This is a genomic window from Bacillus sp. GC_Bacil_1, from assembly GCF_026540675.1.
Lineage (GTDB): Bacteria > Bacillota > Bacilli > Bacillales > Bacillaceae_G > Bacillus_A > Bacillus_A cereus.
Genome location: NZ_JALNUG010000007.1, coordinates 37998 through 55857, shown reverse-complemented (window position 1 = coordinate 55857; position 17860 = coordinate 37998). Strand labels below are relative to the sequence as shown.

Here is a 17860-nt window from a genome sequence, read left to right as displayed (position 1 = left end):
AAGAGCGAAAGTGAGGCGAAATGCCTCACTTTTCTTTTTAGGAGTTGGGAATATGGAAAAAATATTTAGGAAATTAAGATTCCTTCTAGTATTTGTAGTATTACTAGTTGGATGTCAACAAGAAGAGAATAACGTAGAACAAAAATTTACTACTAAAAAAACTGAGGAAAAGGTACAAATAACAAAAGAAGAAGAGAAATCTATTCAAGATGTTATTACTACATTTGTGCGAACGACGAATGAAAAAAATCTTGCAGAACATATGGAGTTATTTTCAAAGAAGATGCCTAGTGCTGAAGACTTAAAAACACAAAAAGAAGCCGCATTTCAAAAGGGAAATAAGAAGATTGAATTGGAACATATAGATATGAAAGCTAGTAAAGTAGGGTATGTTATTGTTGAAACGAAAGAAAAGGAAGTAGACGATAGTGTCACTCTTCAAAAGAAAGTACAGTACGCTCTTGGAAAAGAAGATGAGAAATGGAAGATTGAAGAGGTTCGCACGATAGAGAAAAAATAACGTGAAACTTTAATAAGTGTGGGAGTCGCACTTCTAAAAAATGGTACAAAAAAGGTTCTCATTGGCGAGAACCTTTTTTTATAGTGGTAGCATAATTTGATTTGAGCATGCCTCAATATCATCAATATCTTGACGAATTGTGGCCATTTTATTATCAAGATCTTCAGCTTTCATTGCTGCATCATGTAGTTCATCTTTTAAATACTCCGGTATTTTCCCTTCATATTTATAATAAAGTTTGTGTTCTAAACTTGCCCAAAAGTCCATTGCCAGTGTACGTAACTGAATTTCTGCAAATACATCTTTTGTACCAGAATTCAGTGATAAAGGATATTTAATAATCATGTGTAAACTTTTATAACCGTTTCCCTTTGGATTAGCGATATAATCTTTTACCTCTATGATTTCCATATCTTCACGCTTTTGAATGACTTCTTTTAAATGATAAATATCTTCTACGAAGCAACATGTAATACGAATACCAATAATATCTTGTAAATGCGTTTGGGCATTTTCAACTGTCGGTAATAAATTTTTACGTTCAAGCTTTTTAATAATACTTTCAGGTTGTTTTAGTCTTGTTTTTATATGTTCAAACGGGTTGTAATCCTCTAAAAATTGAGCTTCCCGGTTCATAATTTCAAATTTAGTTTTTAACTCTTCTAAAGCAAATGTATATGGTAATACAAAAGCTTTCCAGTAGTTAACTGTTGATTGATTATATTCCATTTATATACACACCTTTTCCTATTTACAAGTGAGGTTGTTATTATACTAAATACCAAATCATATAAGCACAAGCGACAAATGATGAGATCATAAAGCGATATTTAGTTTTCATACTTTCAACTCCTTTCGAGTAAGATTCTATATAAATAAACGTGATTGTTAATAAGTTCACTATGTACAATTTCTATAGTAATAGATTCGTGTGAATTTCGTATGAACTAATTGTTTCAGCTTTTTGTCTTTTTTACTGTTAATCATAATTATTATTCGGATTTAAAGTGTTTTCATTTGTTTTATCTATTTGTATAAATTAATGTATATTTAAATTTATAGTTATTAAGGAGGATATATGGTGAACTTTGAAGAATTAGCAATTGCTAGACGTTCTGCAATGAAATTTATACAAGGTATAGAAATCCCTGATGAGGATTTTAAAAAAATATTTGAGTTAACTAAGCTTTCTCCATCTTGCTATAATTTGCAGCACACACATTATGTTGTAATTCGTGATCAAGAGCGAAAAGAAAGATTAAAAGAATTAGCGTTCGGTCAATATAAAGTATCGAGTGCATCAGCGGTAGTGCTCGTTTGTGGTGATAAAAGAGCATACCAAAATGTTGAAAATATTTACTTCGGTATGAAAGTTTTAAAAATGATTGATGAATGCGAATATGAAGATACCATTAGACAAACGAAAGGTTTATATGAAGGGAAAGGAGAGCGTTTCATGGAGGATGAAGCGATTAGAAATGCTTCGTTAAGTGCGATGACTTTTATGTACGCAGCTAAATATTATGGATATGATACATGTCCAATGATTGGTTTCGATGAAAAAGCAGTACAAAGTGAATTAAATATGCCAGAGCATGTAATACCTGTTTTAATGATTACGATAGGGAAAAGTGATACGACTAAAGTTCGTCCAAGAGGATATCGAAAGCCAATTAGTGAGTTTGTTACATACGAATCGTTTTAATAAAATTTATTTAACTATAAAAACAAGGGGATTCTAAATAGAATCTTCTTGTTTTTGCAATTGACAAATAGAATGAAGTTTTATAATATATAAATCGTAATCATTACGTTTTAGTTTGCGATCTTTGAAAGAAAGGAGAATTACCTATGCGTGTAAATATTACATTAGCTTGTACGGAGTGCGGTGATCGTAATTATATTTCTAAAAAAAATAAACGAAACAATCCAGAACGCATCGAACTAAAAAAATATTGTCCACGATTAAAGCGAGTAACGTTACATCGTGAGACGAAGTAGAAGACTAGAGATATCTCTAGTCTTTTTTTGTTAATAAGTTTTGGTTTTCTTTGTTATAATTACCTTAAATTGTAACAAAGGAGAGGGCATGGTGAATCAAAAAGATAAAGAAAGAAAAGAGCACGTAGCTCATATTATTGAAATTCCAGATGAATATAGGCTTGTTGTAGATGATCAAGAAGGGGTTGATGACCCGTATCATCTATTATGGTGGGGACATAAAGATGATGAGGAGAAACAGATACAAATTACATTAAATAGACATACTGGTAATTTAATTGAATTTAGGATAGATGATGGAAATTCTTTTTCGAGTGATAAGGGAGCGATAGAGGAGAATAAAGCAAGAGAGGTTGCAAATACATTCTTAAAAAAATATACAAAAGAAGGATATGAATTCTATACATATGTAACGGTTAAGGGCGACAGGCGCGGTTGGAAAGAAGTAAATTATATGCAAGAAGTGAATAGCTATCCATTGCCGAATACTGGGTGTGTTGTGCGAGTGCACCCTTCAGATAATGTTGTGCATTTTCATTACAATGGACAAAAAGCCATAGAGAAAAAACCGTTATGGCCAAGTGAAATTGTTGGGGAGAATATCGTTTTAGAAAATTTGAAAGCTAGACAAGATATGAGACTTGTATTTGTAGATTTAACATACTCTTCATGTGAGTATGAAAACGGGGAAGAAGTAAAAGGGTACCATCTTGTATATGAACCAGAGCCTAGTCATGCGTTTATTGATGCAAGTACAGGTAAAGATTTATATGGGCCAGAACACTATAAATTACCTTCTACAGTACTTGTTGATAAACCGCTAAAGAGTAGTCAAAAAAAAGATGTGTTTGATTTATTTGATTGGGACAAGGAGAAGTTTGTCAAAATAGATGAAAAAGTAGATGAGGATGAAGTCCGGATAAAATTTGTATTAAAAGAAGAATTACAAAAAGAAATAGAAGAGAAGGATTCATATTCAATGGATGAGTTTTATAAAAAACATTTTCCAATGTTGAAACATGATGAATTCGTTGTAATTACTCTAGATAAAGAAACAAATCAATTGCTTTCTTTTTTTATGTGGAAGGATGAGAAAAAAAGGAAAACAATCTTATCGAGAGAGCAATGTTTAAGCAAGGCACTTCAATTTTTAGAGCATATTATCCCAGATGCGACAAAGTATGTTCAACTTTGGGATAATTATGAGGAGGAAGAGGGGATAGAGAGGTTTTCCTTTTCAATCTATGTAAATGACATTCATGTAGAGCGGAAATATATTATGATCAACATCAATGCAGAAAATGGTGCTGTGATGCACTACTCTGGAGAGTCTGGCAACTTTATAAAAGAATTACTTGCATATGAAACAACACCAAAAGTAACAAAAGAAAAAGCGTTAGAAATATACAGAGAGGCTATCCGAGTTAAATTAGAATGGTTTGTAGATCATGATGCAGAGGAAACGAAATACAAACTACTGTACAAACAAACGACAGATGAAAAACATAAAGAACCTTTTGATTGTAGTCGGGAAATTCGTTATATTGATGCCCAAACTGGGAGAAAGATTTGGAGTAAGTAAAGTAAAAAGAGTTATTTTTCAAAGAAAATAACTCTTTTTATTTTTATAATTTGCCTGTTCGTTTTTCAAAATTAAATGTGATAGGAAGATTGGAAGAAGAATTATCACTTTTAAATGTTACTTTCCATTCTTTAGTATGGGCTTTAATTTCAAAATTAAGAAGATTCATCGCTCTACGTTTATCTATTTCTAAAAACATATTATGAATTTCTGGTTCTTGCTGTAAATTAAGAGCCTTTAGTGTGACTGTTAATGTGAAAAAATTTTGCCCTTCATATACTATTTTTGATATTTTTGTTTTTTGTGTATTTAACAGTATATAAAAACGGTCTGATGGAGTTAATTGTACAGAGTCATCAGTAATTTCATTCTCGCTATTATAAAGTTCAACTAAGAAAGATGTACTATGGGAAGAATGTTTTTTGCTTGTAATCTGTAATTCAGTAGGAATCATCGGTATTTCATAAAAATCATTCCTTATTATGTTATTGTAATCCTCTGAAAATTTACGGACTTCTTTTGGAAAAGAGTCTTCTTGTGTACTTAAAAAAGTTTTATGTTGCTTTGGAGTTTTTTTACTAAAATTTAATGTTTCTTTAAAGTAATAATTGGATCCAGTTAAAAATAAAAAACTACAAATTAATAAAAAAATTCGATACGGATTTTGAAAGTTAAAGAACAGTAGTATACATGTAATAAATCCAATTACATAGAAAATAAAGATAAGTAGTTCTAGTTTTGAGTGAAAGGAGAAACCATAATTATGAAAAAATTTCATTCCAATTATAATTTGAGCTCCAAAAAACAAAGAAATTCCAAATTGAAAAAATAATAAATCAGGCCCTCTCTTAATAACAAAAGTAATGAACGAAATGAAAAGTAAAAATACCCCTAAATAAATTGTTACATTTAATAATCGATCTAATGTAAGCATGAATAGTTTCCCCTTTAATAGCATATTCATATATAAATAACAATTTTATATAATTATAATATAACAATAAAATATTTTAAATGTTGGAAGTGTTGAGTTTTATAAATAAACTGTACAGACACAAACAACCTCAAGCCCACATACACATAATAAAGACCACTATTTTGGCGGAGGTGAAAGGTTTGAGTCTATTCGCCGCAATTGGATATATGGTTCGAGAAGTGTTTGTCTTTGTTTCTTATGTGAAAAATAATGCGTTTCCGCAGCCGTTATCATCAGATGATGAGAGAAAGTACTTAGAGTTAATGGAGCAAGGTGATGCTCAAGCGAGAAATCTTTTAATTGAACATAATTTACGGCTTGTAGCTCATATCGTTAAAAAATTTGAGAACACAGGAGAAGATGCAGAAGATTTAATTTCAATTGGTACGATCGGGCTCATTAAAGCGATCGAGAGCTATTCTGCAGGAAAGGGAACGAAGCTTGCGACGTATGCAGCACGCTGTATTGAAAATGAAATTTTGATGCATTTACGTGTACTAAAGAAAACGAAAAAAGATGTTTCACTTCATGATCCGATCGGGCAAGATAAAGAGGGCAATGAAATATCGCTTATTGATATATTAAAATCAGAGTCTGAAGATGTAATTGATATGATTCAGCTTAGTATGGAGTTAGAAAAAATTAAAGAGTATATCGATATTTTAGACGAAAGAGAAAAAGAAGTGATTGTGAAACGTTTTGGACTTGGGCTAGATAAGGAGAAAACACAGCGGGAAATCGCTAAGGCGCTTGGCATTTCTAGAAGTTACGTATCACGGATCGAAAAGCGTGCTTTAATGAAAATGTTCCACGAGTTTGTAAGGGCAGAGAAAGAGAAAAAAGCGAAAGAGTAAAGTGTATTAGAAGCAGCCATATTTTAAAATAGGCTGCTTTTCTTATTGTAAATAAGAAAAGAAAACGCGTTATGCTAAGAAGAAATACATGTTCACTGTTGAAAATGACGGATTCTATCTGTAATATTAGAAGGTGCTAAATAATTTAAGAATAATACCATACTTAGTTTTCTGTATGTATAATAAGGCTGCTTTATATGATATGTGGGAATAAGAACCAATTTTACGTATGATATAGAAAGAAAATAAGGGAAAACTAAAGTTATAGACTGATTAGGGGGTTTCGCAATTTGCGACGTACATTATATCGACTTATGATAGAACTTACAAATGGTCGCTTTACTTCTTATATATTACGTAAATTTGCACAATCTCGTTTGAGCTCTATCATTATTCCATCGTATGCGAAAGTTTTTCAAATTAATCAAGATGAGATGGAAAAGGGTTTGAAGGAATATAGAACGTTGCATGAATTATTTACGCGTAAGCTAAAAGAAGGAAAGCGTAGTATTGATACAGATGCATCGAGTATTGTTAGTCCTGTTGATGGTGTTTTTGCAGATTATGGTCCTATTGAGGATACAAAAACATTTGATATTAAAGGAAAGCGCTATTCAATTGTGGATATGCTAGGTAATGAGGAACGTGCAACGCGATATGCAGGCGGTACATATATGGTAATTTATTTGAGTCCAAGTCACTATCATCGCATTCATAGTCCGCTTTCTGGTTCTGTGACTGAAAGATTTGCACTCGGTAGAAAATCGTATCCGGTAAATGCAGCTGGTATGGAATATGGGAAAGAACCGTTGTCAAAAAATTATCGTTCTGTTACAGAAGTAAGCAGTGATGGCGAACATATGGCTCTTGTAAAAGTAGGGGCCATGTTTGTTAATAGTATTGAGCTTTTGCATGAGAGAGACACTGTTCAAAAAGGTGAAGAAATGGCATACTTTACATTTGGTTCAACAGTTGTGTTATTGTTTGAAAAAGATATGATAGAAGTAGTGCAGGAATTAAAGAGTGGGCAAGAGCTGCGTCTTGGTGAAAAAATAGCTACTCGATTAGCTCATAAATAAAGAAACGCTTTTATAACCGTAAGTAAGAGTTATGGGCAAAGATACTTAATGATGAAATCCCCTAGATGGGAGTACTTGTTTATTCGAGAGCCATCGTAGGATGGCTCTTTTTACAGGGCATTCAATAATGTATCCTGTAACTGTTTGATTGGTACGGGCTGATTAAACTTTCACTTTATATATAATCAAGAAGATTTGACAAGCTTGTCCTCTAATGAGCGTCTAATGATTTCTTGTTTTATAAGTAAAATGAAGTCGGGATTTAATTTTAGTTCTTTTGCTTTATAATAAGACTCAGTGAGTAACTCAGTGGATAACTGTTCCATATGTTTTGTTTTCAAGGTGAGTCACCTCCTAATAATATAAGGATTGATTCGTTGATGCATTTAATGTACCAAAAAAATATGACAGTCACAAACGAGTGGTTATCCACATACCTAGGTGGATAAAGTGTGTATAGTTTGTTAGTAAATTCCAAATTAACTGAAAAATTAATGTGGAAAATGTGTACAATTTTATCCACAGGTTATATATCGAAAAATGTTGTCGAAAAATTTTATGAAAAATCCTCAAAGAGGTGAAAGAAATTGAAACTATTTTTACCAAATGAATACGTGAAAAATGTATATCATGTTCAACCAGAAGATTTAAAAAAACGTGGGATTAAAGGTGTTATTACTGATTTAGATAACACTTTAATTGAATGGGATCGTCCAAATGCAACCCCGCAACTTGAAGAATGGTTCTTAAAAATGAAAGAGCAAGGCATCCAAGTAACGGTTGTTTCAAATAATAATGAGCAACGTGTAAAAGATTTTGCTGACCCATTAGGTATTCCATTTATTCATAGTGCACGTAAACCATTTGTTCGAGCGTTTAAGCGTGCGATACAAGAGATGCATCTGCAGGCAGAGGAAGTTGTAGTAATTGGAGATCAGTTACTGACTGATGTGCTTGGTGGAAACCGAGTAGGGCTTCATACAATTTTAGTTGTACCGGTAGCACAAACGGACGGATTAGTGACGCGCTTTAATCGGAAAATTGAACGAAGAATCATGAAAAATATGAAGAAAAAAGGTTTAATTAACTGGGAGGAATAAAGTTTGACTGAAACAATTAAATGTATTGGTTGCGGTGTAGAAATTCAAACAGAAAATAAAAACGAAGTGGGGTATGCTCCTGCCTCATCTTTAGAAAAAGAACAAGTCATTTGTCAACGTTGTTTTCGCTTGAAGCATTACAATGAAATTCAAGATGTATCGTTAACAGATGATGACTTCCTACGCATTTTAAATGGAATTGGAAAATCAGATGCATTAGTAGTCAAAATTGTAGATATTTTTGATTTTAATGGTAGCTGGTTACCTGGCTTACATCGTTTCGTAGGGAATAATAAAGTATTACTTGTTGGAAATAAAGCTGATTTAATTCCAAAGTCAGTAAAACATGATAAAGTAAAGCATTGGATGCGCTATAGTGCAAAGCAGCTAGGATTAAAACCAGAAGATGTCTTTTTAATTAGTGCAGCGAAGGGACAAGGAATTGCTGAACTAGCAGATGCTATTGAGTATTATCGCGGCGGCAAAGATGTTTACGTTGTTGGATGTACGAATGTAGGGAAATCGACATTTATTAATCGTATGATTAAAGAATTTAGTGATGAGACTGAAAATGTAATTACAACATCTCATTTCCCAGGAACAACACTGGATTTAATTGATATTCCATTAGACGAAGAATCTTCTTTATATGATACGCCAGGTATTATTAACCACCACCAAATGGCTCATTATGTTGGGAAGCAAAGCTTAAAGCTTATTACACCAACAAAAGAAATTAAGCCGATGGTATTCCAATTAAATGAAGAACAAACGTTATTCTTTAGTGGATTGGCACGTTTTGATTATGTAAGTGGTGGTCGTCGTGCGTTTACTTGTCACTTCTCGAATCGTTTAACAATCCATCGTACAAAGCTTGAGAAAGCAGATGAATTATATAAAAATCATGCTGGAGATTTACTAAGCCCGCCAACGCCAGAAGAATTAGCAAATATGCCTGAGTTAGTGAAATACGAATTTAATATTCGTGAACCAAAGACGGATGTTGTATTCTCTGGATTAGGATGGGTTACTGTGAACGAACCAGGCGCAAAAATTGTTGCACACGTACCAAAAGGAGTAAGTGTTTCACTACGTAAATCTTTAATTTAATATGGAGAGGGATTTATGAAACAATTATATGGTGTAATTGGAAATCCAATTGGACATTCATTATCACCCGTTATGCATAACGATGCATTTGAACACTTGAATATGGATGCCCATTATCATGCATTCCTTGTTGAAGAGGAAGCGCTAGGGGAAGCAGTAAGAGGTTTAAAAGCATTAGGTATTTCAGGATTTAATGTAACAACTCCGCACAAGGTTGCTATCATGGAGTATTTGGATGAGATTGATCCATTGGCAAGGAAAATCGGTGCAGTAAATACAGTGGTTCATAAGAATGGAAGGTTAATTGGCTACAACACAGATGGAATTGGTTTTGTTCGAGCGCTGCAGTCAATTAGTAATGAACCACTTCAAGGGAAATGTATTTTGTTACTTGGTGCAGGTGGTGCTAGCCGAGCTATTTATTTTTCTCTTGCTGATGTAGGTGTAAAAGAGATTGATGTAGCCAATCGTACAGTAGATAAGGCGAAAGAACTTATTGCTGCACGTACGGCCGATGTTAATTCTGTTGCTTTGTCGTTAGAAAAAGCGACAGAAGAACAAGGAAATTATGATATTATCATTCAGACGACAACGATAGGTATGCATCCACACGTCGAACATACGCCATTACAAATGTGTTCGTTAAAAAAAGGAACGATTGTATCAGATATAATTTATAATCCATTTGAAACGAAAATTTTATGTGAGGCAAAAGAGCAAGGCGCAATCATTCAAAATGGTATTGATATGTTTGTTTATCAAGGAGCACTTGCATTTGAAATGTGGACAGGACGTGTACCAAATATTAATCGAATGAAACAATTAGTTATAGAAAAGCTTGGAGGCTAACATATATGTTAACAGGAAAACAAAAAAGATTTTTACGTGCACAAGCACATCATTTAACACCAATTTTTCAAGTAGGAAAAGGCGGAGTAAATGAAAATATGGTAAAACAAATTGGAGAAGCGTTAGAAGTTCGTGAACTATTTAAAGTGAGCGTATTACAAAACTGTGAATTTGATCGCCGTGAGGTTGCGGAAGAACTTGCAAAAGGTGCACGTGCTGAAATCGTTCAAGTAATTGGAAGCACAATCGTTTTATACAAAGAATCAAGAGAAAATAAACAAATTAAGCTTCCTCGATAAAAAGATTAGCATGCGCTATTTTTTATCGCTGATGCGTAATGATGTAGAGAGCGAAACCAATTGAACTTTTATTAATAGCAACTCTCTTCGTTCCTAACCAAGGAGAGTTGCTGTATATAAAAGGAAGGGGCGTTTCTTTTGAGGAAAATTGGCATCATTGGCGGTACATTTGATCCGCCTCACTATGGACATTTGCTAATTGCAAATGAAGTATATCACGCTTTGAACTTGGAAGAAGTATGGTTCTTGCCAAACCAGATTCCGCCACATAAACAAGGGCGGAATATTACAAGTGTAGAAAGTCGTTTACATATGTTAGAGCTCGCGACTGAGGCAGAAGAACACTTTTCTATTTGTTTAGAAGAGCTAAGTAGGAAGGGCCCATCTTATACGTATGACACTATGTTACAATTGACGAAGAAGTATCCGGATGTGCAGTTTCACTTTATTATTGGTGGGGATATGGTTGAATATTTACCGAAGTGGTATAACATTGAAGCTTTACTTAATCTTGTAACGTTTGTTGGAGTTGCAAGACCTGGGTATACATTGCATACACCATATAAGATTACTACAGTGGAAATTCCGGAATTTGCAGTTTCTTCATCCTTATTACGTGAGAGATATAAAGAGAAGAAAACGTGTAAATATTTACTTCCTGAAAAAGTACAGGTATATATCGAGAGGAATGGGTTGTATGAATCGTGAGAATGCACTGCATATTGTCAAACAACAAATGCATGAAAAACGTTATATACACACAATTGGTGTAATGGAGACAGCGATTGAGCTTGCTAAGTTATACGGTGTGGACGAGAAAAAAGCAGAGATGGCAGCTATATTCCATGATTATGCGAAATGTAGAGCAATTTCAGAAATGGAAGAGATTATTAAACGTGAAGATTTGCCGAAAGATTTACTTTGCTATAACAAAGAGTTATGGCATGCACCTGTTGGGGCATACTTACTAGAAAAAGAAGTAGGCATTACGGATTCTGAAATTTTGCAAGCTATTACATATCATACAAGTGGTCATGAGAATATGACGATGTTAGATAAAGTGATTTATGTAGCTGATTACATTGAACCTGGGCGAAAGTTTCCAGGAGTGGAAGAGGCTCGTAAACTCGCATATACGGATATAAATCAAGCCCTATTATTTGCGTTAAAAAGAACAATTCAATTTTTAATGGAAAAAGATCAGACGATTTATCCATTAACATTCCAAACATACAATGCAGTTATCAAGGAGGAAATGAGTAAATGAACGATAAAGAATTATTAGTATTAGCGGCAAAAGCAGCTGATGATAAGAGAGCAGAAGATATGGTTGTCCTAAATATGCAAGGTATTTCACCAATTGCAGATTATTTCATTATTTGTCACGGAAATTCAGATAAACAAGTGCAAGCAATTGCACGTGAAATTAAATCAAAAGCACATGAGTTCCAAATCGACGTACAACGTATGGAAGGGTTTGACGAAGCACGTTGGGTATTAGTTGATCTTGGAGATGTAGTTGCTCATGTATTCCATAAAGATGAGCGTAATCACTATAATTTAGAGCGTCTATGGGGCGATGTGCCACGTGAAGATATTACAGAAGAGTTAGGACAATGAAATACGAACAATTTGCATTGTTGTACGACGAACTAATGAATGATGTCCCTTATGATAAATGGGTGGAATTTACAGAGGAAAGTTTACAGCAGGCAGGTATGAAAGAGGCAAAAATTCTTGATGTAGCATGCGGTACAGGTAATGTAACCCTGCCGCTTGTGCAAAAGGGTTACGATTTAATAGGTGTCGATCTTTCAGAAGAAATGTTAACAGTCGCTCAGCAAAAACTAGGCGGAGAAGGGCATTTTATTCCTTTTTACCAACAAGATATGCGCGAGCTTGATGTTCCGGGTGAGTTTGACTGTGTAACGATTTTTTGTGATTCATTAAATTATGTATTGCAAGAAGATGGAGTACAAGAAACATTTAGAAGAGTGTTTCACCATTTGCGTCAAGATGGTTTGTTTTTATTTGATGTACATTCTTTATATAAAATACATCATGTATTTCAAAATGAAACGTATACAGTGAATGGAGAAGAAATATCTCTTATTTGGAATTGCTTCCCTGGTGAAGAATCAAATAGTGTAGAGCATGATTTGACATTCTTTGTTCAAGATCCGGAAGAAGATGTGTACCATCGGTTTGACGAATGTCACGTGCAACGTGCATATCAAGTGGAAGAGTTAACGAAATGGCTTGAAGAAGCAGGTTTTACAGTTCTTCGTGTAACAGGTGATTTTGAGCGACTTGAAGTTACAGAACAAACAGAGCGTATTTTCTTCATGGCGAAGAAAAACGGATAAAACAAATAAAACAAAAGCAACCGAGAAGGTTGCTTTTGTTTTATAAAGAAGATGTATTTTTAGTTCTAGCATAATCTGAAGATCGTATGCGTAAAGTGTGGGAATAGTAGTTGAAGTGAAAATGTATTGTAAAAAAGTAAGTATTTATAAAAAGGATTTGGAATGAAAATGACGTATTTATTATGTGTGTTTATTGAATTGCTGATCAACGCATTCTAAATCTTCATCAAATTTTTCATGTGTTCGCTCGATTAACTTATGGAACATATCTCCAACGTGTTCTTCTAAAACCCGAATGCCTTCCCCGGTAACGCCGCCTTTCACGCAAACCTTTTCTTGTAAGGTAGGTAATGTGAAGATTTCTTTTTCAAGTAATTTCCCCATCCCCACGACCATTTCACTTACTAAAGTAGTAGCCTCTTCGTGTGTAATATTTGTTTTATCTACAGCAGCGTTAATGAAGCATTGTAGTAAATAACTAAAGAAAGCAGGACCGCAACTTGCTATATCAGATGAAACACGTGTTATATCTTCTTCTATTACAAGAGGTGTAGAAATATTTTTGAATAGACGAAGTAGTTTTTGTTGCCATTCTTCAGAGCAATTATCTCCAAATGTAAATAGTGAGGCGCCAGAGAGGGCGCGATTTGTGATACTTGGAATGATACGTGCGACGTGGCACGGTACGAGAGTCTCTAATTGTGATGGAGATATTGGACTTGTAATAGAAACTAAGCACGTTTCATCAGAAAAATGTTCAGCGTATTTTTTTAGGATAGGGTATATATCTATCGGCTTAACGCAAATAAAAATAAGTTGTGATTGTTCGATTACTTCCGGGATTGTTTTTGCTATATGAACAGAAGGGTATTTTTCTTTTATATGATATGCTTTGGCAGGCGTCCGATTAATGATTGTAAGGCACGAAGGTTTGACAGCACGGGTTTCTAAAAATGCATCGATTAGTATATTCCCCATGTTTCCTGTCCCTATAATTCCTATGTTCAAAGTTTCATCCCTCCTTCGTAACAGCTTTCTCCTAAACAATATGAATGATGTTATAAATTTATGATTAGAGGTGTAAAATGATGTGGGATTTTCCGAAAAAGTGGTTAGGTTTAGTAGCTATTATTGGAACTTTACTTTTTCTTGTTTTTTGGAAAACAAATCAGAGTGTAGAACGAACGCCTATTACAATGAATGTGCAAGAGAAGGAGATAGAAAAAAAGGGTAAACCGAAAATATCGGATACAAAGGAACAGAAAAGAACAATTATAATTGATGTGAAAGGAGCGGTTAATAAAGAAGGGGTATATGAAATGAAGGAAGGAGATCGCGTAAAGGATGCGGTTCAAAAGGCTGGTGGTTTTTTATCAGAAGTAGATATGAAAAAAGTGAATTTAGCACAAATTGTACAAGATCAAATGCTTCTTTATATACCGAGTAAAAATGAGTCAGAACAAGGGATGTTTACTTCTTCTAAGGAAGATGGCAAGATTCGAATAAATACAGCAGCGAAAGAGCAATTGGAAAAAATTACAGGGATTGGCTCCCGAAAGGCAGAAAGTATTTTGAAATATCGAGAAGAGCATGGTCCGTTTCAGAAAATAGAAGATTTATTAGAGATTGATGGGATTGGTGCGAAGTCTCTTGAAAAGATAAAAGATCAAATTATTATTCCGTAAAAGATTGACGAAGTTTTTCTTCTTTCGCTACACTACAAGTAGACAAAAAAGTAGGTGAAAAATATGGAACGAATTTCATGGGATCAATATTTTATGACGCAAAGCCATCTACTATCGTTACGTAGTACATGTACAAGGCTTGCGGTAGGAGCGACAATCGTTCGCGATAAACGAATTATTGCTGGTGGATATAATGGTTCGATTAAAGGTGGCGTACATTGTATAGATGATGGTTGTTACGTAATCGATAATCATTGTGTTCGGACAATTCATGCCGAAATGAATGCTTTATTACAATGTGCCAAGTTTGGTGCGAAAACAGAGGAAGCAGAAATTTACGTTACGCATTTCCCTTGTTTACAATGTTGTAAGGCAATTATTCAAAGTGGTATTACAGCGGTTTATTATGCGCAGGATTATAAAAATCATCCATACGCCATAGAGTTATTTGAACAAGCGAATGTAACAGTGAAGCACGTTCCGCTAGAATATGATATCGCTGCATTAGAGGAGCAAAAACGTTATACGGAGTTAAAAGAATTATTTGCGTCTTTAGAAAAAGATAATTTATCAATGGAAGAATTACAGCATGTATTCACGAAAGCAAAAATGATGCTATAAGGAGTGAGTATAAGTTGCAGGAACAATGGGGGTATGTTGCAATCTCGTTTATAATAGGGATTGCAATTGCCTTTTCCTCGTCACTTTTATTAATAGTTTTTTGCCTCTTTTTAAATGTTTTCTTCTGTTTATATCGCACTTCGCGTAAAACCTTCTTTTTTTGCATTGTAGTGTGCTTTAGTGGCGCTATATACACTTCCTATGTTCAAGGGTGGAATAAGTCTCTAGGAGAGTCCTATGGAGTTACAAGAGGGGTTATACAAAATACACCGCTTGTTAATGGAGATCGCCTATCTTTTCAGTTTGAAGATCACAATAAAAATATAGTGCAGTTAAGTTATAGAATAAAATCAGCCTTGGAAAAGGAAAAAATGCAACAATTATACGCAGGGATATCATGTGTATTCGAGGGTGAGAGGAAAGAACCGCAAACAGCTCGGAATTTTCATGGTTTTAATTACCGTGATTATTTATACAAGCAATATATTCATTTCACATTTGAGGCTACATATATTTCTGAATGCTATAAAACATCACTGTCGCTCATGCAACGGATTCTCCTTTTGAGGCAACAAGTAATCTCGAAAGTTACAGAGATGTTTCCAGAGCAATCAGGTGCTTTTATGAATGCGTTACTATTTGGTGATAGACAACAAATGACGTTTGAAGTGGAAGAGCAATATCAACAGTTTGGTCTTGTACATTTGTTAGCAATTTCAGGTTCGCACATTGTATTGTTAATGGTGATAGTATATTTTATTTTGCTAAGAAGTGGTGCGACGAGGGAGGTAGCAACAATTTGCCTTATCATTTGTATTCCTTTGTATATGGTTTTAGCAGGGGCGTCACCCTCTGTTATAAGGGCTTCTATAACAGGAGTTTTGACGTTGATTGCTTTTATGTGCTCGATTCGTTTATCTAGTTTAGATGCTTTAAGTGTAACAGCTATATGTATGCTTATATATGACCCTTATCTTGTTTTTAATATTGGATTTCAGTTTTCTTTTGTAGGTAGCTTCGCTTTACTTTTGTCTGCTCCGTTATTGTTAGTGAGTAGCAACGGAGTAATCCGAAATTCTATTTATATTTCTATCATTTCACAGCTCGTTAGTACTCCGATTTTGTTATATCACTTTGGTTATTTTTCTCCATATAGCATTTTCCTCAATCTTTTATACGTTCCGTTTTTATCTATCATTGTATTACCATGTAGCATTATTATTTTACTGTGTATGCCAATTGTCCCGTTTCTCGCAAAAGGATTTGCGGATGTGTTATCAATAGGCTTGAGTATGTCTAATGTTTTTCTAAGTTATTGTGAAAGTTTACCATTTAACCAGCTTATTTTCGGGAAAACGTCCTTCAATCTTGTAGCTGTATATTGCGCGAGTATTGTCAGTATATTGATGGTTTGGGAAAGGAGAGCGCCGAAAAAAATGGTTTGTATAGTTGTGAGTATATTTCTTTTTATTAGCACGTGTCATTATGTATATCCATATTTTAGAGGAAGTGGAAGTGTAACATTTATTGATGTTGGACAAGGTGATGCAATATTAATTCGCCTTCCGTATGATAAAGGGGTTTATCTTATTGATACAGGTGGAACGCTTCGTGTCAATAAGGAAGAGTGGCAACAAAAAAAGCATGAATTTTCTGTTGGAAATGATGTTTTAATACCCTATTTACAAAAAGAAGGTATTAAAACAATTAATAAATTAATCGTAACGCATGGAGATGCAGATCATATAGGTGCTGCGCAAGAATTATTATCATATATACCTGTAAAAGAAGTTGTGTTTGGCCGGAAGGGAAAAGATGCAGTATTAGAAAAAGTAGTAAAGAAACAGGCATTAGAAAAGGAAATGAAAATAACTGAAGTGGGGGAAGGGGAAAGTTGGAGTGTAAATGAAGCTGAATTTTTCGTTTTAGCTCCAAAAGGAAAAGAAAAAAGTGAAAATAATGCTTCAATTGTAATATGGGCAAAATTTGGAGGATTGACGTGGCTATTTACAGGCGATTTAGAAGAAGAAGGAGAGCAGTTTTTAGTATCTGCGTATCCAGATTTGCGAGTAGATGTTTTAAAAGTTGCTCATCATGGAAGTAACACGTCATCTATAGAGGCTTTTTTGAACGTTATACAGCCCCGTGTAGCGATTATATCTGTTGGTAAGCAGAATAGATATGGACACCCACATAAAGAAGTGATAGAGCGTTTGGAGAAGATGGGGAGTGTGATATGGCGCACGGACAAGCAAGGTGCTATTTCCTATGTTTTTAAAGGGGAAAATGGAACCTTTAAAAGTAAAATCACATATGATAAAACACATAATAGATGAAAAAGAGAAGACTGCCATGAAGTGGCAGTCTTTAAGAACCGATAAATTTAATAACAGTTGCAATGATGAAAAGTGTTGCGAAAAAACCAAATGAGACGATAAATCCTACCCCTGAATCAATAGCGTCATTGCGTTTACTTTGAACGTTTTGTTCAAAATCATTCATTTAGAATCCCTCCCCAACATTCCACTTTAGTATAAAATATTGTCAGAAAAAAATCTACAATTTCCATATGAAGAGAAAATGAGCTTTTTTGTTACTTTTAGATCATGAAGTAACGTGAGTTTTTTGTTTCCAAGCATGTTAACAGTTGGCACTTATACTCGAATTTTTATTGTGAATAATAAAGGGAAGGTGATTACCGCACACCAATAAGAAACCCGGGGCTTATTGCGTGGCGTTTAATATAAATAAAGGAACGGGTTATAAAGCCTGTTCCTTTGTACTTGTAAAACAAAAGCTAGGGCATTAGTATAAATAT

The 17860-nt window shown here is 34.2% G+C and carries 22 protein-coding genes; 17 read left to right on the top strand and 5 right to left on the bottom strand.

Annotation, left to right across the window (positions count from 1 at the left end):
• Positions 1–52 precede the first annotated feature (52 nt).
• Positions 53–520, top strand: coding sequence for a hypothetical protein (locus tag OXT04_RS12760; protein ID WP_053563631.1), 468 nt, complete (start codon positions 53–55; stop codon positions 518–520).
• 78 nt (positions 521–598) lie between these two features.
• On the opposite strand, the gene OXT04_RS12755 is transcribed toward OXT04_RS12760, so the two are convergent.
• On the bottom strand, positions 599–1249 hold the full coding sequence (locus OXT04_RS12755) for a GTP pyrophosphokinase (protein ID WP_000456213.1): 651 nt from the start codon (positions 1247–1249) through the stop codon (positions 599–601).
• 349 nt (positions 1250–1598) lie between these two features.
• Here OXT04_RS12755 and OXT04_RS12750 point away from each other — a divergent pair, with 349 nt between their 5' ends.
• From OXT04_RS12750 to OXT04_RS12740, 3 genes are all read left to right on the top strand, one after another.
• Entirely contained in the window at positions 1599–2225 is a 627-nt protein-coding gene (locus tag OXT04_RS12750; RefSeq protein ID WP_000245980.1) for a nitroreductase family protein, read from the top strand.
• 146 nt (positions 2226–2371) lie between these two features.
• A complete protein-coding gene (rpmG, locus tag OXT04_RS12745; RefSeq protein ID WP_001265617.1) occupies positions 2372–2521 on the top strand; it encodes a 50S ribosomal protein L33 in 150 nt (49 codons plus the stop codon).
• Positions 2522–2609: 88 nt separating this feature from the next.
• Entirely contained in the window at positions 2610–4103 is a 1494-nt protein-coding gene (locus OXT04_RS12740; RefSeq protein ID WP_267415106.1) for a YcdB/YcdC domain-containing protein, read from the top strand.
• Positions 4104–4146: 43 nt separating this feature from the next.
• Here OXT04_RS12740 and OXT04_RS12735 read toward each other — a convergent pair whose 3' ends face one another.
• The gene (locus tag OXT04_RS12735; protein ID WP_088022816.1) at positions 4147–5067 is read right to left on the bottom strand and encodes a hypothetical protein; all 921 of its coding nucleotides are present in this window, start codon (positions 5065–5067) and stop codon (positions 4147–4149) included.
• A gap of 152 nt (positions 5068–5219) precedes the next feature.
• Here OXT04_RS12735 and sigK point away from each other — a divergent pair, with 152 nt between their 5' ends.
• Together sigK and OXT04_RS12725 are read left to right on the top strand one after the other, a co-directional pair.
• Positions 5220–5933, top strand: a complete 714-nt coding sequence (sigK, locus tag OXT04_RS12730) for an RNA polymerase sporulation sigma factor SigK (protein WP_000051382.1) — start codon at positions 5220–5222, stop codon at positions 5931–5933.
• A 290-nt stretch (positions 5934–6223) separates the two neighbouring features.
• Positions 6224–7012, top strand: a complete 789-nt coding sequence (locus tag OXT04_RS12725; RefSeq protein ID WP_001255005.1) for a phosphatidylserine decarboxylase — start codon at positions 6224–6226, stop codon at positions 7010–7012.
• Positions 7013–7197: 185 nt separating this feature from the next.
• On the opposite strand, the gene sda is transcribed toward OXT04_RS12725, so the two are convergent.
• Complete coding sequence (gene sda, locus OXT04_RS12720; protein ID WP_000850094.1) at positions 7198–7353, bottom strand: sporulation histidine kinase inhibitor Sda; 156 nt, start codon at positions 7351–7353, stop codon at positions 7198–7200.
• 246 nt (positions 7354–7599) lie between these two features.
• Here sda and OXT04_RS12715 point away from each other — a divergent pair, with 246 nt between their 5' ends.
• The 8 genes from OXT04_RS12715 to OXT04_RS12680 all read left to right on the top strand — a co-directional run bounded on the left by OXT04_RS12715 (position 7600) and on the right by OXT04_RS12680 (position 12736).
• On the top strand, positions 7600–8112 hold the full coding sequence (locus tag OXT04_RS12715; protein WP_000765307.1) for a YqeG family HAD IIIA-type phosphatase: 513 nt from the start codon (positions 7600–7602) through the stop codon (positions 8110–8112).
• Between the two features lie 3 nt (positions 8113–8115).
• Positions 8116–9222 carry a ribosome biogenesis GTPase YqeH gene (gene yqeH, locus OXT04_RS12710; RefSeq protein ID WP_000140799.1) on the top strand — a complete coding sequence of 369 codons (1107 nt, stop codon included), beginning with the start codon at positions 8116–8118 and terminating at the stop codon, positions 9220–9222.
• A 15-nt stretch (positions 9223–9237) separates the two neighbouring features.
• Positions 9238–10071: a shikimate dehydrogenase gene (aroE, locus tag OXT04_RS12705; protein WP_267415102.1), complete on the top strand. Its 834-nt coding sequence runs from the start codon at positions 9238–9240 to the stop codon at positions 10069–10071.
• A 5-nt stretch (positions 10072–10076) separates the two neighbouring features.
• Entirely contained in the window at positions 10077–10370 is a 294-nt protein-coding gene (gene yhbY, locus OXT04_RS12700) for a ribosome assembly RNA-binding protein YhbY (RefSeq protein WP_000955227.1), read from the top strand.
• A 138-nt stretch (positions 10371–10508) separates the two neighbouring features.
• On the top strand, positions 10509–11078 hold the full coding sequence (gene nadD, locus OXT04_RS12695) for a nicotinate-nucleotide adenylyltransferase (RefSeq protein WP_001226048.1): 570 nt from the start codon (positions 10509–10511) through the stop codon (positions 11076–11078).
• Positions 11068–11637, top strand: a complete 570-nt coding sequence (gene yqeK, locus OXT04_RS12690) for a bis(5'-nucleosyl)-tetraphosphatase (symmetrical) YqeK (RefSeq protein WP_075719079.1) — start codon at positions 11068–11070, stop codon at positions 11635–11637. The genes nadD and yqeK overlap by 11 nt, the downstream gene beginning before the upstream one ends.
• Positions 11634–11990, top strand: coding sequence for a ribosome silencing factor (gene rsfS / locus OXT04_RS12685; RefSeq protein ID WP_000998193.1), 357 nt, complete (start codon positions 11634–11636; stop codon positions 11988–11990). The genes yqeK and rsfS overlap by 4 nt, the downstream gene beginning before the upstream one ends.
• Complete coding sequence (locus OXT04_RS12680; RefSeq protein ID WP_000873074.1) at positions 11987–12736, top strand: class I SAM-dependent methyltransferase; 750 nt, start codon at positions 11987–11989, stop codon at positions 12734–12736. The genes rsfS and OXT04_RS12680 overlap by 4 nt, the downstream gene beginning before the upstream one ends.
• A gap of 180 nt (positions 12737–12916) precedes the next feature.
• On the opposite strand, the gene comER is transcribed toward OXT04_RS12680, so the two are convergent.
• Entirely contained in the window at positions 12917–13744 is an 828-nt protein-coding gene (comER, locus tag OXT04_RS12675; RefSeq protein WP_001020554.1) for a late competence protein ComER, read from the bottom strand.
• 77 nt (positions 13745–13821) lie between these two features.
• Between comER and OXT04_RS12670 the strand changes: the two genes are divergently transcribed.
• From OXT04_RS12670 to OXT04_RS12660, 3 genes are all read left to right on the top strand, one after another.
• On the top strand, positions 13822–14421 hold the full coding sequence (locus tag OXT04_RS12670) for a helix-hairpin-helix domain-containing protein (RefSeq protein WP_000989936.1): 600 nt from the start codon (positions 13822–13824) through the stop codon (positions 14419–14421).
• 63 nt (positions 14422–14484) lie between these two features.
• On the top strand, positions 14485–15042 hold the full coding sequence (locus OXT04_RS12665; protein ID WP_000439773.1) for a ComE operon protein 2: 558 nt from the start codon (positions 14485–14487) through the stop codon (positions 15040–15042).
• Positions 15043–15056: 14 nt separating this feature from the next.
• Entirely contained in the window at positions 15057–17378 is a 2322-nt protein-coding gene (locus tag OXT04_RS12660; protein WP_267415095.1) for a DNA internalization-related competence protein ComEC/Rec2, read from the top strand.
• 31 nt (positions 17379–17409) lie between these two features.
• Here OXT04_RS12660 and OXT04_RS12655 read toward each other — a convergent pair whose 3' ends face one another.
• Positions 17410–17544: a YqzM family protein gene (locus OXT04_RS12655; protein WP_000997609.1), complete on the bottom strand. Its 135-nt coding sequence runs from the start codon at positions 17542–17544 to the stop codon at positions 17410–17412.
• Positions 17545–17860 lie beyond the last annotated feature (316 nt).

Bases quoted from the DNA above. Each gene is read 5' to 3' on its own strand.
- OXT04_RS12680 (WP_000873074.1), top strand. From the start codon at position 11,987: ATGAAATACGAACAATTTGCATTGTTGTACGACGAACTAATGAATGAT.
- OXT04_RS12750 (WP_000245980.1), top strand. From the start codon at position 1,599: ATGGTGAACTTTGAAGAATTAGCAATTGCTAGACGTTCTGCAATGAAA.
- rpmG (WP_001265617.1), top strand. From the start codon at position 2,372: ATGCGTGTAAATATTACATTAGCTTGTACGGAGTGCGGTGATCGTAAT.
- OXT04_RS12670 (WP_000989936.1), top strand. From the start codon at position 13,822: ATGATGTGGGATTTTCCGAAAAAGTGGTTAGGTTTAGTAGCTATTATT.
- yhbY (WP_000955227.1), top strand. From the start codon at position 10,077: ATGTTAACAGGAAAACAAAAAAGATTTTTACGTGCACAAGCACATCAT.
- OXT04_RS12735 (WP_088022816.1), bottom strand. From the start codon at position 5,067: ATGAATATGCTATTAAAGGGGAAACTATTCATGCTTACATTAGATCGA.
- OXT04_RS12665 (WP_000439773.1), top strand. From the start codon at position 14,485: ATGGAACGAATTTCATGGGATCAATATTTTATGACGCAAAGCCATCTA.
- OXT04_RS12740 (WP_267415106.1), top strand. From the start codon at position 2,610: ATGGTGAATCAAAAAGATAAAGAAAGAAAAGAGCACGTAGCTCATATT.
- rsfS (WP_000998193.1), top strand. From the start codon at position 11,634: ATGAACGATAAAGAATTATTAGTATTAGCGGCAAAAGCAGCTGATGAT.
- OXT04_RS12655 (WP_000997609.1), bottom strand. From the start codon at position 17,544: ATGAATGATTTTGAACAAAACGTTCAAAGTAAACGCAATGACGCTATT.
- OXT04_RS12760 (WP_053563631.1), top strand. From the start codon at position 53: ATGGAAAAAATATTTAGGAAATTAAGATTCCTTCTAGTATTTGTAGTA.
- OXT04_RS12755 (WP_000456213.1), bottom strand. From the start codon at position 1,249: ATGGAATATAATCAATCAACAGTTAACTACTGGAAAGCTTTTGTATTA.
- aroE (WP_267415102.1), top strand. From the start codon at position 9,238: ATGAAACAATTATATGGTGTAATTGGAAATCCAATTGGACATTCATTA.
- yqeK (WP_075719079.1), top strand. From the start codon at position 11,068: ATGAATCGTGAGAATGCACTGCATATTGTCAAACAACAAATGCATGAA.